Annotated in this window: 11 protein-coding genes; 4 read left to right on the top strand and 7 right to left on the bottom strand. The window is 45.3% G+C overall.

Annotation, left to right across the window (positions count from 1 at the left end; genetic code table 11):
• The first annotated feature begins 138 nt into the window (after positions 1-138).
• A complete protein-coding gene (locus NC996_RS19590) occupies positions 139-501 on the top strand; it encodes a Mo-dependent nitrogenase C-terminal domain-containing protein (RefSeq protein WP_190410141.1) in 363 nt (120 codons plus the stop codon).
• Positions 502-804: 303 nt separating this feature from the next.
• Here NC996_RS19590 and cobW read toward each other — a convergent pair whose 3' ends face one another.
• On the bottom strand, positions 805-1,854 hold the full coding sequence (gene cobW, locus NC996_RS19585; RefSeq protein ID WP_190687814.1) for a cobalamin biosynthesis protein CobW: 1,050 nt from the start codon (positions 1,852-1,854) through the stop codon (positions 805-807).
• A gap of 770 nt (positions 1,855-2,624) precedes the next feature.
• Between cobW and NC996_RS19580 the strand changes: the two genes are divergently transcribed.
• Positions 2,625-5,828 carry a DUF4157 domain-containing protein gene (locus NC996_RS19580; protein WP_199300535.1) on the top strand — a complete coding sequence of 1,068 codons (3,204 nt, stop codon included), beginning with the start codon at positions 2,625-2,627 and terminating at the stop codon, positions 5,826-5,828.
• Positions 5,829-6,709: 881 nt separating this feature from the next.
• Here NC996_RS19580 and NC996_RS19575 read toward each other — a convergent pair.
• The gene (locus NC996_RS19575; protein WP_190429698.1) at positions 6,710-7,129 is read right to left on the bottom strand and encodes a DUF2267 domain-containing protein; all 420 of its coding nucleotides are present in this window, start codon (positions 7,127-7,129) and stop codon (positions 6,710-6,712) included.
• Between the two features lie 312 nt (positions 7,130-7,441).
• Between NC996_RS19575 and NC996_RS19570 the strand changes: the two genes are divergently transcribed.
• Complete coding sequence (locus tag NC996_RS19570; RefSeq protein ID WP_190687861.1) at positions 7,442-7,903, top strand: DUF4332 domain-containing protein; 462 nt, start codon at positions 7,442-7,444, stop codon at positions 7,901-7,903.
• A gap of 142 nt (positions 7,904-8,045) precedes the next feature.
• Here the strand turns inward: NC996_RS19570 and NC996_RS19565 are convergent, their stop codons facing one another.
• The 4 genes from NC996_RS19565 to NC996_RS19550 form a co-directional block, all read right to left on the bottom strand.
• Positions 8,046-8,762 carry a heme oxygenase (biliverdin-producing) gene (locus tag NC996_RS19565; protein WP_190429697.1) on the bottom strand — a complete coding sequence of 239 codons (717 nt, stop codon included), beginning with the start codon at positions 8,760-8,762 and terminating at the stop codon, positions 8,046-8,048.
• A gap of 448 nt (positions 8,763-9,210) precedes the next feature.
• Positions 9,211-9,906: a fasciclin domain-containing protein gene (locus NC996_RS19560; RefSeq protein ID WP_190687812.1), complete on the bottom strand. Its 696-nt coding sequence runs from the start codon at positions 9,904-9,906 to the stop codon at positions 9,211-9,213.
• 123 nt (positions 9,907-10,029) lie between these two features.
• The gene (locus tag NC996_RS19555; protein WP_190687811.1) at positions 10,030-11,625 is read right to left on the bottom strand and encodes a gamma-glutamyltransferase family protein; all 1,596 of its coding nucleotides are present in this window, start codon (positions 11,623-11,625) and stop codon (positions 10,030-10,032) included.
• A gap of 32 nt (positions 11,626-11,657) precedes the next feature.
• Positions 11,658-12,368, bottom strand: a complete 711-nt coding sequence (locus NC996_RS19550) for a DUF2259 domain-containing protein (protein ID WP_190687809.1) — start codon at positions 12,366-12,368, stop codon at positions 11,658-11,660.
• Positions 12,369-12,703: 335 nt separating this feature from the next.
• Between NC996_RS19550 and NC996_RS19545 the strand changes: the two genes are divergently transcribed.
• Positions 12,704-13,459, top strand: a complete 756-nt coding sequence (locus NC996_RS19545) for a ferritin-like domain-containing protein (protein WP_190687807.1) — start codon at positions 12,704-12,706, stop codon at positions 13,457-13,459.
• Positions 13,460-13,644: 185 nt separating this feature from the next.
• Here the strand turns inward: NC996_RS19545 and NC996_RS19540 are convergent, their stop codons facing one another.
• Positions 13,645-14,514 carry an aldo/keto reductase gene (locus NC996_RS19540; protein WP_190687806.1) on the bottom strand — a complete coding sequence of 290 codons (870 nt, stop codon included), beginning with the start codon at positions 14,512-14,514 and terminating at the stop codon, positions 13,645-13,647.
• Between the last annotated feature and the right edge of the window lie 9 nt (positions 14,515-14,523).

Below are 14,523 nucleotides of genomic sequence, written 5' to 3'. Positions count from 1 at the left end.
TTATTTCATCAAATCTTTAAAAATCCTGATAGAATTTGTTCGTAGTTTTATGAAACATTTCTTTAGGGTTTGTATCTTGGAAATAGGGATGAGCAAATACTCAAGCAATTGGAAAACACAAGGGTGAACCTAATGAGTATGATCTGCACAGACAAACAGCCGAATACCCTAGAAAGTATTGCACTCGCTTCAGCAGAAAGCGTACAAGCAGCTAAAGTCGTTCGCTCGCCTAAAAAGCAGCAATTCGATATCCTGCGCCCACTCCGTCAATGGCTGGACGGAATTGCGATTTCTGACCGTCAGATGGCTGAGCTTCTCGCAAAGGCGATTCCGGCACAGTGCCCCTTTGAGCGTGATATCAAGCTATTTGGTCACAAAGTAGGACACATTCCTCCGTTGTGCAAACTGAATCCGTTTTATGACCAACTGGTAGGATTGCGTTTTCGGGCGCTTTGTTATCTAGTCGATCAATGTGGTGTGGATATCCAGTCCTACATCTAGAAAAAACTAGAGCAAATTGTGCTAAGGCAAGCATACGCTTTCTGGCGAGCGCCAGATGACAGTAAAGGTAAAGGTTCAGCATCAGCCGAGTCAATCGCATCTCACCCAGTTGGGCGTCTCCGCTAGACCCATTTGGATGAAAGAAGTTTCCGAATTTTCCTAAACCTACGACGATCCGGAAACTTGCTAGTTTTTAGAAGAGGATGTCACTGTAACGCCGGAAGATGGAAGGCTAGTGCAAAAGGCCAAAGGCGACTTGAGTAACTCCCGCCAGGATGCCTTGCACTTGCAAGATGAAAGATTTTAGCCAGGTAACGCTGCCAACTGCGACTCAATTTCATCGGAATTGAGCTTCTGACCAATAAAGACTAACTGAGTTTGCCGGGTTTCCTCTGGTTGCCAAGGACGGTCATAAAATTGATCGAATCGCGTTCCCACTCCTTGTAATACCAGCCGCATCGCTTTGTTGGGAACAGCCACAAATCCCTTGATTCGATAGATTTCCTGTTGTTGCACTAACGCTTCCAACTGTTTTTGCAGCTTCTGGGGATCGAAAGCACGGTTTAAAATCACTTGAGTTGAGGTAATTTCTTCGTCGTGATCGTGGTCTTCTTCAGTGTCGTGATGACTGGGACGATTATCTAAGTTATCTTCTACGGCACTCTGGAAGCCCAAAAGAACCTCCGGATCTAATTTTCCGCGATCGCTTGGTACCATCTTGACCGCACGAGACAGTTCTCGTTCAACCAACTCCACAACCTCAGCCTGCTGCGTAGCATTCACCAGATCGGTTTTATTCAACACCACCAAATCGGCACACGCTAGCTGATCTTCAAAAAGTTCTTGCAATGGTGTTTCGTGTTCCAGATTGGGATCTTCCTGGCGCTGTGCGTCCACCGCTTCGGGATCGTTGGCAAACGTTCCCGCCGCCACCGCTTCGCAATCCACGACGGTAATCACAGCATCTACCGTTGCTGCGTTGCGAATTTCGTGCCAGCGAAACGCCTTCACCAGCGGCTTCGGTAACGCCAATCCCGATGTCTCCACTAAAATGCAGTCCAGGCTATCTCTGCGCTTCAGCAGTTCTAGCATCGTCGGCAAAAATTCTTCCTGAACCGTACAGCACAAGCAACCATTGGTTAATTCAACAATGTTGCTGGTGCTGTCGGCTTCTTCTTCTGGACAGTAGCCACAAGAACGCAGCAATTCGCCATCAATCCCCAATTCGCCAAATTCGTTGACTAAAACGGCGATGCGGCGTCCTTGATTGTTCTGTAGCAGGTGGCGAATCAGAGTTGTTTTACCACTCCCTAAAAATCCGGTGATAACAGTGACGGGAATTTTGGTAGCCATTGTTTGAAAAGTGTTGAGTTTTGAGTTTTGAATTAATCATTCAGTACCAAGGCAGCTAGGGTGTATCTCTGTTTCTTTACAAGTGCCTTGTATACACGATTGACTATTCTAGGCTGAAAGCTGAAATTTAGGTGGATGGCGCGATCGTTCCAGGGCGATCGCAGCTAAATTCTGGATGTCCTTCCCCAGCAGAATCTCATCATTAGAAAAATATAAAAACTAAATGCTTGAACCCCTTGTGTAGCAGCTATTTCAAAAATAAGAGGCTTTTCCGTACTACCTTGACAGGCAATCTGATTGTTCTTTTGGCGATGCGAGTCTATTAACAACAAATAAGATACAGTTATCGCCATCAGCCGGTGCAATGTGAATGGATAGCCCTTCACAAGCTTAAAGATAGTTGATGGTGAATACAGGTGGCTCTATATTAGCTCCAGCTTTTTCCCTCAGCATCAGTAAGCGATCGCTCCAATTCCAAATACTCGCTTTTAGCCGCTTGCCGCCTATGTTTCATCATCACCACTTCTCCTGCACCGCTGGTACAGAAGCGTCATTCAAGCCAATGATTTTTACTTGTTTACACGAAAAAATATTGAAAATTTGTATACATAGCTACTTATTTTTTTAGTTCAAAGAAAGATATTGAGGTCATTATTTTTACTTGTTTTGATGAGAAAATATTAATATTCATGCACATGAATACTCAATCCATTTATCTAAAGATATTATTGAAAAAATTCCTGACACTGGCACGTAGAGGTCAATAATTTATGGCTTACGAACGAGTCTCCAAACGCTCCTCTGGGAATTCTCACATCCATAAAAAAGATTCTCGCTGGACTACCCCTGCGATGCCAGTGCAAGCTAAACCAGTTTCTGCGTCGCCACAAGAGCAGGAACTACCAAGTTACACTCCACTACCCGCTAATTGGGCGACTAATAATAACTTGATGCGGAGTCTGTCAGGGGCAGGAGTAGTCCAGCGTCAGGAAGAGTCGGGCAAAGAGGAGCTAGAACCGATTCAAGCGAAGCTTACCATTGGTCAGCCCGGAGATCAATATGAGCAGGAAGCTGACCAAACGGCACAGCGAGTCGTAAATCAGATTAACGCACCAGTTTCCAAGCAATCATCTCAAGGTGAAACTCTCCAGCGCGAGGAGATGCCTGAAGAGGAAGAACTTCAGATGAAACCCGCATCCGGTACTCTCCAGCGCGAGGAGATGCCCGAAGAGGAAGAACTTCAGATGAAACCCGCATCCGGTACTCTCCAGCGTGAGGAGATGCCTGAAAATGAAGATGAAGAACTTCAGATGAAACCCGCATCTAGCACTCTCCAGCGCGAGGAAATGCCCGAAGATGAAGAACTTCAGATGCAGCGTAAATCAGATAGTGAACCAATGGCGGCTACGCCTGACTTAGAATCATCTATTCAACAGGCTAAAGGTGGGGGACAATCACTCTCGGACAATATCCGAGAACCGATGGAACAGGCATTTGGGGCTGACTTCAGTGGCGTCAAGGTTCATACAGATGCTCAGTCTGACCAGATGAATCAATCCATTCAGGCGAAGGCATTTACAACGGGGCAGGATGTCTTCTTTCGCCAGGGGGCATACGATCCGGGGAGTCGGGGAGGGCAGGAGTTGCTTGCTCATGAGTTGACTCATGTGGTGCAGCAGAATACGCAAAATGCCAAAATTCAGCGTGTGGAGCAAGGAAAGGGGAAGGAAGAAGCAGCAGAATGGGTGAAGAAAAATCCGAGACCAGAAGGTTTAACGCCTTATAACAGGAAGCAGAAAAGAGCAAAACAACCTAGCGATTCCGAACAAGACATAACCTTGACTAATCTGGGACGAACAGAAGGAACGAATGAGTTTCTAAAAACTCTACAAAATCCAGAAACGCTTAAAGCATATCAAGAACTTGAACAATTAACTGGGAAAGATATCCTCAAACAAGCAAGTATTTGGCCCGTAGGTAAAGGGACTTTTGGGACAGTGGTTCCCTATAAAAAATCAGGAAGTTCAGATAGCGATCCTGCCACTCATGTAATTAAGAAAGAAAACCTTGGTGAAAGAGATTATGATGAACGAAAAGCCGAACGTAAGCGAGCTATATATATCCCTTTAGTTGCTCATGAGTTGGGATTTACGCATATGCCGCTTTCTACATCAATGCCGCAAGAGAGCCAGATAGATAATAATAGACAGAACAAACAGAATAATGTCCTTTCTAATCTAGCACCAGGAAAAGATGGCAGCAAAAAGATGCGTGAAATAGCAGAAAGCTTTCCCGATTTTCAAGAAATAAATACAGCTTTTGAAAATTTTGTAAAAGAGAAGACAGGGAAATCTATAGCCAATATTTCAGAGGAAAAACAAAATCAACTCAAAAAAGAATTTGGATTTAATCAAAAAGCATCTGAAGCTTATGAAAAATTTACAAGCGAGAAAACTCAGGAGCTGGATGTAGATGAGCAGCAAATTCAGGATGTAGTCATCCTCGATATGCTGTTTCAGTATCAAGATGGTTCTTATACTCAATATATGTTTAATCAGGGTAATTTACAAAAAATTGATAATGATGATTATGGGATAGGAAAAGTAGATAGGAATAATACTGGAGTATATTCAAGCTCATTTCCCGTTGGATTACCTAACGCCAATAAACTTCTTACTGAGGATACTAAAAAACGCATTTTGGAAATGGATGGGGAACACTTAAAAAAAGTACTTAAGGCAGCTACGTACAAAGATAAATCTGACAATAAACCAAAAGATAAGCAAAAGCAACAGGTATTTGATGAAGCAAAAGCTTTACGTAACTTAGAAGATATTCAGTTTCTAATTAGGGAAGCAGAGCAATATGGTGGAATCTCCCTCCGAGAAGTATTTGACTTATACAATGCTAGAGATAAAGATGAGGTTCTCGATCCTGAAAGCAGCCAAGCAACAAAAGATAAATATAAGTCAAAAATAAGGCAACAAACAAGACAGGATTCAGACGAAAAAGTTGCACCTAGTCAGCTATACAATATTTTAGGTGTTGACTCCCCTACAAACCGACCAGATCTTTTTACAAACTATATTAATGTCCACGAAATTTTGGGAGAACGTGACAAAGAGCGTCAGGAGGAGCTAAAGAAGGAACGTGAAAAACAGGGCGATGCTCCAAGTATCATGGACAATCCAGAGTTTATAGAAGCTATCAAGAAACGCTCGACCCAACTTCGACCAGAGCGCCAAAAAATTGTTCAAGAACGGCAACAAATTGTTCGAGAACAGCAACAAGCTAAAAATTTGAAGGTTCTACAAAAGCTAATTAATGAACTACCTAGTAAATTTGAATCGTTAGAAAAGATTGAGGTAGATGAGCTTTTGAAATCAGCGCAAGAAATTAAAGATACAGAGCAAATCGAAGGTAGCAATCATAGATTTAGTCAGCTCAAGAACTGGAAAGCAAGACGCATTAAAGGCAAGGTTCGGGAACAAATCGCTACACCTATGGCAACTAACGGCTCTAATGTATCAGACAAGTTGTTAAATGAGGCAGAAAAGGAAATTTCAGTCATTAATCATGAAAGGATTAGAAGTAAGGCGATGTATCCCGTGCAGGTAGCCCGCTTTAAGCAACTTATTATAAATAATGAATTTACTCTCGAAAGGAGAACCAATTTCCTCAACAAATACCTCGACACAATCGTAAACAGTATTGATGCTATAGATTCAGTTCCTCTTGAAAAACTGAAAGCTTTTGGTAAGATTCTCTTAGAAGTAACGGCAAAATTAGAAGCTGATATATATGCCTTGAATAAGTTAATAGAGCAGATAGAAAAGATAGTGAATAATGTACTGGAACATAAAGAATACGCCAAAGTTTTTGGAAAAACTAATGTTTTCGAGGAGGGTATTGCTAATTTGAAAAATGTCATTGAGTCATATAAAAAAGTAGCTGAGCGGAGTTCTGAATTTTAGACTCAATCAAAAACCACGCTATATGTAGGGAATTTAGGCGACAATTTTCCTGAAAAAGCACTACTGTGGCATTAGTCTAAACTCCAGGGAGTTGGGTACTCTGAGAATATGAACCGTGTTCTTGACAAGAAAAGACCTTGCCTCAACTCCTCTACTCCTCCAAAAAAGATTAATCGCCTTCACTCCACATCATCCGGTAAGTCTTTATCGTCATCCCAACTTAATTCCAGAAAATATTGCGAGCGCTCACCTCCACAGAACAACAATTTAAGCAATAGCATAGTGCGATCGCTGATTTTGTAGGGTGCGTCTCAATGTACCCTACGAAATGCGATCGCGTTTACTTTGTTGAGGAATCAGCAGAGGATGCGATGGCTCCAGTTCTTGACTCTGCTGCTCCGTTTATCTTTGCTTACAGTTCCCCAAATCACAAATGCTTCTCTTATTGAACAGCTAATTCAACAAGCTACAACTGTCCAAAAAGCCAAAAACCACCCGCAAGCGGTAGCAATTTGGCGCAACGTAATTCTAACGCACCCTAGGCGATCGGTTATTAGAGCCTATCCGCAAAAGCAAAATAAGATAAAAAGTGTTTATAGCGGTTCTCAATTTGAGCGAAATACACTCGTAGGCGCGTTGTGAAGCTATGCGCCTACTCTAAGTTGTATTGGATGCCAGTAGTGAGAACCGCTATAAACCACAGATGAACGCAGATATTCACTTAAGCCAAGGACTTTTTGGATGAGTTATAAGCTACTGGCTAAAGATAAAGATGACTCACGCTTGCGCTTCGTGGTTCATAGTTCGCAAATAATTTTCTATCCCTCAATGAACTATGAACCGTCTTATTAAATCAGGTTGATTTGTGCCATCCTACTTGATTAAGCTTGTTGCCACATCTCTTGAATTTCACCTGGGAGATAGCTAGCAACTTCCTGAATTCGTTCCGAAGACAGCTCCTCTTTGGTTGCAGAAAATACGGCTTTAATAATTGTTTCTGCGTCTCTTCCGGGTAAGTTGCCCTCTTGCCTCAGTCGAACTAAAAAGTTCTCCGGCTTGATTTTTAGCTGGGGTCTTATCTTGCTTAAGAAACTGACAATTGGATTTGTGTCTTCCCACAAATCTTCCACTTCATCAGTTGCTGACTTGTCCAGTTCTTCTTCGACTCGCTCCACCGCTTCATTCGTCATTACGTCGCGCATGGTGCGGAAGACTACCTCAGTCGCATTTTTTGCCTCATCCAGATCGTTTAAGTTCCCCTTTGCCTTGACTTTCTCTAAAAATGCGTGATGTGATGCCATAATTCTCTGCAAACCCTAAAATTATCAAACTTGGTTAAATAAGCGCTCTCAAAATGGGAACACTCAAACTCTAGTTAATTTATAAAAGGAATTTAGTTCTTACGTCTCTCTGAAGAAGTAAATGATTTTACGTAACTTTTATCTGAATTTTCAGCCAATTAAATCGTTAGTTGCTGTATTATTAGCCATTTGATAGAGTAAAAAATATTACCTCCCAAGCGGGATGTGACTTTCTCGGTGTGTGGAAGCGCTGATACAACCGCTGCAATCTTGTAGATTTCTTAAAAGTCCATGCACTTTGTAATTCGGAAAATGAAACCTGTTCATCCCTCGCGTCCAAATCGCTTCATTTCTAGCAATTGGCGAATCGAGCAACTGCCTGGATTAAGTGCTGAAAATCAAGCTGGACTAATAGACTGTGGCATAAGAACCACTTTGCAACTACTCCAGCAAGCCAGTAGCCCAGTGCAAAGACAAGCCTTAGCTACCCAGTTACAGATTCATATTCAACACATCAATAAATGGGTGGCTTTGGCGGACTTGTCTCGCCTTCCGGGTGTGGGTTGCGAATATTGTGGGCTGTTGCTTCATGCCGGAATTGCTTCTTGCGCCCAACTCGCGCAAACGCCCGTTGAAAGGATACATCAACAAATTTTGCGGCTCCAAGTCGCCACTCTACAACGCCGGGATCTCTGTCCCACGCGGGGCGCGATCGCACAATGGATTGACCAAGCGCGTGCAGCTACGCGATCGCCTTCTTGCAGTCGCGTTTAAGAGACATTTCCTATCATCACGATGCCCGATAAAAGCTGACAATCCTGAAAGCTTGATGATAATGGCTTCACCATCACCCAGCCTCCAGGATTGTAGAAAATCGTGTGTTGTAGTCTAAGAGTCTTGAGGGAGCGTCAACTTATTATTCGGCAGTTGCGAGATCCGTGCTGCCGCGAGTGCGTTTGCGTGTCAGCGTGTTGAACAGCATCTGACCAATTGCCTTGATCAAGTTGCCATTTAATTCTTGGAACAGCTTCATATTCATGGCAAAAGCATCATTGGCTTCATCCACAATCTTGTCTGCTGTGGCGTCATCAATGGGCAGATCGTTCATGGCTTGGCGATAAGTTGCCTTGAACGCCTTTTCATCGTCAATTTCTTGAAATTCGTAGAAAGCTGTCCCTTGCCCATCCGTGAGGTTCATCGCCCGTTGAGCAATGCCTTTGAGGATTTGACCGCCGGATAAGTCGCCAAGGTAGCGGGTATAGGAATGGGCAACTAACATTTCTGGAGCCGAAGTCGAAACTTCCCGAATGCGCTGGATGTATTCTTCAGCAGCAGGCGAGGCAGAGATTTGTTCGCGCCAGTTGGTGCCGTAGTAGTAAGCAAGGTCTTGTTCTAGGCTCTTTTTCCGGTTCAGTTGGGGGAAATAAATCTTAGACAGAATGGGGTGTTGCCGGTGCCCTTCCATCTCTTCTTCCATTGCGGAATAGACGAAGTAGAGGTTCTTTACCAAATTCCGGTAAGAGTTCTTCTCAACAACGCCTTTTAAAAAGCACTTGACAAAACCAACGTTTTCCGCCATTGTGTGGGATTTTTTGGTTCCCTCACGCAATTTGGTTGCTAAATTGCTGCTCATGCTAAATTTCTTATCCCTAAAGTCTACGGAGGAGCGTACCGATCTTTTCCACGGCTTGAAAACCGCTAAAACGTTAGATTAGACTGATTTGCTGAGAATTTTCATTAAGAATTTTGAACATCGGCAGCTCTTGAGGCTAAGTCGCGGGGAAGCAAGGCAGCGACGATTTGGAATTCTAGATCGGGCTAAAACGTCGCTACAAAGCAGCCGCTAGGCTCTCCGTAAACATTTTATAATTTCTCATTTTCTGGAGATTAGGGAAATCAACCCACTAAAAAGGGCGGGTTTCCCCGCCCTGAAAGGCTAATCGATGCCTCATTGTTACCCACATTTAAAAGCTTGAATGCCAAAGCTTGAAACGATGGAATTCAGGTAGATACATCTGTATTGAAACAAGGCTTTGATAGATATCTAGAAAAATCCGCTTCAGTCAGGGGAGTGTCAAGTCCTACTGTGCTGTCTGACTAGAACCAAGACTTGCTTGAATATCCGGAGGCAGAATTACTTTGTCAACAACGTGGATGACGCCGTTGCTGGCTGGAATATTCGGCTGGATCACCTTGGCGTTGTTTATGGTGATTTCGCTGCTGGCACTATCAACCTTAACGGTAACGGGGGTACCTTCAACGGTTTTCACTTCGCCGGATTTTAGTTCGGTGGAAGGGATTTTACCTGGCACCACATGGTAGCTCAGAAGCTTGACTAGAGTTTGTTTGTTTGCTGGTTGCAGGAGTTTGTCCACAGTACCGGCTGGTAAAGCGGCGAAAGCGGCATCAGTCGGTGCAAATACCGTGTATGGCTTGTCTCCGGTTAATTGGTCAGTCAAGCCTGCTGCTTGCACTGCTTTGGTGAGAGTGGTGAAGGAACCATTGCTGGCTGCTGTTTGTGCCAGTTCTCCCAGGTTTTTGTCTTCGGTTGCCGCACCATTGGCTTCAGCACCAGGGGAGGCAGTAGGAGAAACTTCAGCACTGGGTGAGGTAGTAGTTGCAGGAGCTTCAGCAACTGGTGATTCGGTTGTTGCGGTCGAATCGCCCGTCGGAGCTTGGTTCGCTGTGTTTGCACCAGGCTGACCGCCGCAAGCAGAGAGAACGACCAGGCTACCAACACCGATGACGCTGAACAACAGTTTTCCTAAACTTTTCATGAATGGCCTTTTGGTAAAGATAAATTACAGAGCTATTTACAAAAGTTAATAATAAATTGGTCAAGAGCCTCTCAGCCTATGGAGGTATTTAGAGATGCGATCGCGTCTCTCTAAGGAAAGGTGTTACCAGGCTAATGCCAGCCCATCGGCGCGGGGTTCGGAGGCGGCAACCAGTACCCCGCCTTGCCGCAAGATGATCTGACCTCTGCCAAACATTCCCGGCTCGGCACTAATTTGGATATCATGACCGCGTTCGGCCAGAGCTAAAGCGATATTTCGAGGCACTATCTGTTCTAAAAGCACTGTCTTGCCAGCGACAAACCGCCATCTCGGTGCATCCAGCGCTGCTTGGGGATTCATCCCATAGTCTAGGAGGTTGACAACGACTTGCAGATGTCCCTGTGGTTGCATGGGTGCCCCCATGACCCCAAATGGCCCTAAAGGTTGATTGTCTTGCGTCAGAAAGCCGGGAATAATCGTGTGAAAGGGGCGTTTAGCGGCTGCCACTTGATTTGGGTGTCCGGGAGTTAGCGTGAATCCCGATGCCCGGTTTTGCAGGGCGATGCCCGTATCGGGAACGAGAATGCCGCTTCCGAAGCCACTGTAGTTGGATTGGATGAAAGATACCATCAATTCGCCGTCAGCCGCCGCTAGATAGACGGTGCCTCCCTTGGGCAACCCAGGCTGAGCGATCGCAGCTTCTTGTCCAATCAAACAGCGTCGTTCGTCAGCATAAGCTTTGTTTAGCAGGTGTTCTAGGGGCACCTCCATAAACCGAGGATCGCCAATATATTGATGTAAATCTGCAAAAGCCAGCTTCATCGCCTCAATTTGCAGATGGTAGCTAGAAACGGATTCGCGGGGATAATCGGGTAGGGGATAACCTTCGAGAATATTCAAAGCCATTAGCGTTGCGATGCCTTGAGTATTGGGAGGAATTTCCCAGACGGTAATGCCCCGGTAGTTAGTAAAAATCGGCTGCACCCAGTCACAGGCGTGGGTTGCCAAGTCAGATGCTGTTAAAATACCGCCGGTTTTGGCAGCAAAGTTAGCGATTTTTTCGGCAATTTCCCCGCGATAAAAGCTTTCCCCTTCCGTTTGGGCGATCGCTCTTAGGGTTTTGGCATGAACCTGACTCCGCCAAATTTCCCCAGCGGCGGGTGCCCGATTTTCTGGAAAAAATACTTCTTTAAATGGCTGAAACTCCGGTGCAATCAGCGGCAAATAGATTGCCTCGGCTCGCTTCCACGCCCGTGCCGTCTCCGGTGACACGGGAAAACCTTCTTCAGCGTATCGAATCGCCGGGACAAATAGCTGCTCAAACGGTAGCTTTCCCCAACGCTTCCATAATTTTTGCCATCCCGACACAGCACCCGGTACAGTGACAGTCAGCCAACCCAAATCGGGAAATTGCTGCATCCCAGCAAAAGCGTCTAGATTGAGATGCTGAGGACTTTTCCCCGAAGCATTCAATCCGTGCAATTGCCCATCCCAAACTAAAGCGAAAGCGTCTGAACCGATGCCGTTAGAGGTGGGTTCTACGACAGTCAGCGCGATCGCCATCGCGATCGCGGCATCCACCGCATTTCCCCCAGCCATCAGCATTTCCATCCCAGCCAAAGCCGCCAGAGGTTGGCTAGTTGCCACAGCACCTCGCTGCCCCATCACCACTCGTCGGGCACTAAAGTAGGGATAATCGGTTAAATTTTCTGGCGGCATTGCATTTTTAAACCGGACAATTTATAGCTGGATTAAAGCGGGAAACTCTGTACCAAAGTCGTCTGTACCGCCCCCTGTTCAGCAGGTTCGATCGTATTCATTAGAATAACCGCACTGCGTCCATTTGGGGCTAAGCGCACTTCTCTGAGCGCATATTTCATCGTATTATCGCGGTATGTATTCAGGCTGCTCAGGGTACGTCTCCGATTGTTGTAAATAATCTCAAGTTGTAGGGCAGCACGATCTGTATCCGCATTTCCTCCATACGCAACTGATGGGATATATTTTTGCCGCATTAATACCTGTAGAGGGTCTTTCTTATTCTTCACTAAAAAGGTATAAACTTCACTTCCATCTGGGTTGGTGACGCGAGAAAGAGCAGGCAGTCTTCTTCCTGCTGCTGGACGATTTAATTTTAATTTGTACCGAATTACCGAAGTTTTTTTAAGTAATTCTGTTTCAGCGGCTTGAGTCGTTGGGCTTGAAGATTCCTGAGTATTTTCTGTTTCTATACAGCCATATTCAACGCAAGAATTTGTAGGTGCATTTACGATTTGCAATTGTGCTTTAGGCGTTTCCGTAATCGGGTTTCGATAACTTTCAAGGTAAATATAGTGACGACTATCGGTTGAGAAACCCGATAGTCTCCGACTGGTTTTGAAAATTTCTGCGAGTGCGTCCGAAGACATGAAAATCGTCGCGATCGCAACAAAACTCAGTGAAATTACGGGTAAACTTTTCATGGCAATCTTATTCTTTTCAATGCAGAGATTATTTGATTTTAAATTTTTACTTGAGGATTGACAATTCCTTTTAAATTAGCGAAACACTCAGTTCCTGTTAAACTGTTGCCCGCTCAGCTTAGAATCTTCTGCAACCTAAAATCCTCAAAGGTAACTACAATAAATATTTCCTGGGAGGGATGCTTTTTAGTATTTCAGCTCAATAAAGCGAAGAGCTTAGAGTCAGCGAACAACCCCACATTGGCAACAACAAAAGCATTCTCTCTAACCCCCTATTTAAAAAAACAGCGATAGAATATCATCCGTTAGCTCTAAACACTCAAGAAAATTTCAGCATGAACTTTTTTACCTACCTGTTGCACTTAGCCGGATCGGGTGCTAGTGCTTACATTGGTGCCCGCCAAATCCGCGATCCTCTAACGCGCCCAAACGTCCTCGCCGGGTTCCAACTGGCAGAATCAGGTTCAGTTCCATTTCTGCAAGCCTTAAGCGATCGCGCCGCTGCTGAAGGCGATACGTGGCTAGCTGAAAAACTTGCCCGCCACGCCTCTGATGAAAAGCGTCACGGTCAAATTTTTGCCCAAGCGCTGAAGCGGCTGAATAAGCAAGTCATTGACTTCAAGAAAGCCGCTGAAGCCAAGCCAGAGGGTAAGCCGGATGAACGCCGCCGCAGTCCCTTTTTTGAAGCTTACTTTGAAGGATACTCCCAAGAAAGCTTGAAACCGCAGAATATTGACTGGGTGGTGTTCATGGCTAGCACGTATATCCTAGAACTGGATGCCAGCAAAGACTTCGTTCGCATGGCTAATGTGTTACCAGAGGATGAACCGAACAGCGCTAGCTTGAAAAAGGGACTCCTCAGTATCGCCCACGACGAAACCGGACACGCCGCTTATCTTTTAGAAGCGCTAAAGCGTCGCCTCCCAGATGCAGCAGTAGAAGAGATGGTGGATGCGTGGCGGACTCGCAAGGTGAATGCTTTGTTGGCAATGGTGACAAATCTGATGCAGAAAAGCGGACAGATGCCTTCTCTGGTTCAGGATGGCGTTCCCACAGAAATGTCTGAGGAAGCAGAACTAGCGGTAGCTTAACCTATTTTCTCGTTCTCTGATTTCCTGTAGGGCTTTCGCATTTAGGCGAACACTTCTGTTACACACCCTGATTTTTGAACCCGAAGACTTCGCCCTCAATCTAGCCGTGGGAAGGGCGAAGCCTTCGGAGCAACTATTGTTACAGCAAGCGTTTTTTCGCTGGAATGCGTAAGCCCCTACAATCATCAGGATGCTGTAGCGCGGTCGATTTGGTCAACTTCTCGATCTGACAGCTTGACATCGACAGCACGCACAGAGTCTTCAATGCTAGAAACTTTACTTGCGCCGGGAATAGGCACAATGGCTGGAGATTTTGCCCGCAGCCATGCTAGGACAATATTGTAGACAGAAACGCCTTTTTCTTGGGCAAGTTGAGCGATCGCATCAATATCTTCCAGTTTGCCCACGCGACGGCTACCACCCAACGGACTCCAAGGTAAAAACGTTAGTTGTTCCTTTTCGCAATACTCCAGCACTCCGTCCTCTTCCGGCTGACGATTCCAAGGATTGTACTGATTTTGTACAGAGACAATCTCAACCACATCACGGGCGCGTTTAATTTGCTCTACTGAAAAGTTAGAGACGCCGACAAACCGGATCATCCCTTGTTCTACAGCTTCTTTGGCTGGTTTCAGTGACTCTTCAATCGTGTAATCTGTATCGGGTGCGTGGTATTGCCAAATATCTATCGGCTTTCCCCCCAAAGTCTCAAAGCTGATCCGAATTGTCTCTCGCAGATGGTCAGGGTTGCCGTTGCGCGTCCAGCTACCATTAGGGCGCATGAGTCCGCCTTTGGTTGCAACGATCACATTACTCTTATCACCTGAATAAGAGGAAAGCGCCTTACTAATTAAGCCTTCGTTGTGGTGCTTATCTGATTCATCTTTGCAGTAGGAATCAGCGGTATCAATCAGCGTCACGCCCAAATCGAGGGCGCGATGGATGACTTTGATGGATTCTGATTCTGGGGGTCTGCTACTTAAAGACATCGGCATTCCACCCAGTGCGATCGCGCTGATTTTGACACCCGTATGTCCGAGTTCTTTCGTTTCCATTGTTTGATT

Origin of the sequence: Trichocoleus sp. ST-U2, from assembly GCF_039961875.1 — a bacterium.
Taxonomy (GTDB): Bacteria; Cyanobacteriota; Cyanobacteriia; order Cyanobacteriales; family FACHB-T130; genus FACHB-T130.
The sequence above is the reverse complement of the archived record's forward strand: the minus strand, read 5'-3'. Positions and strand labels throughout refer to the sequence as shown.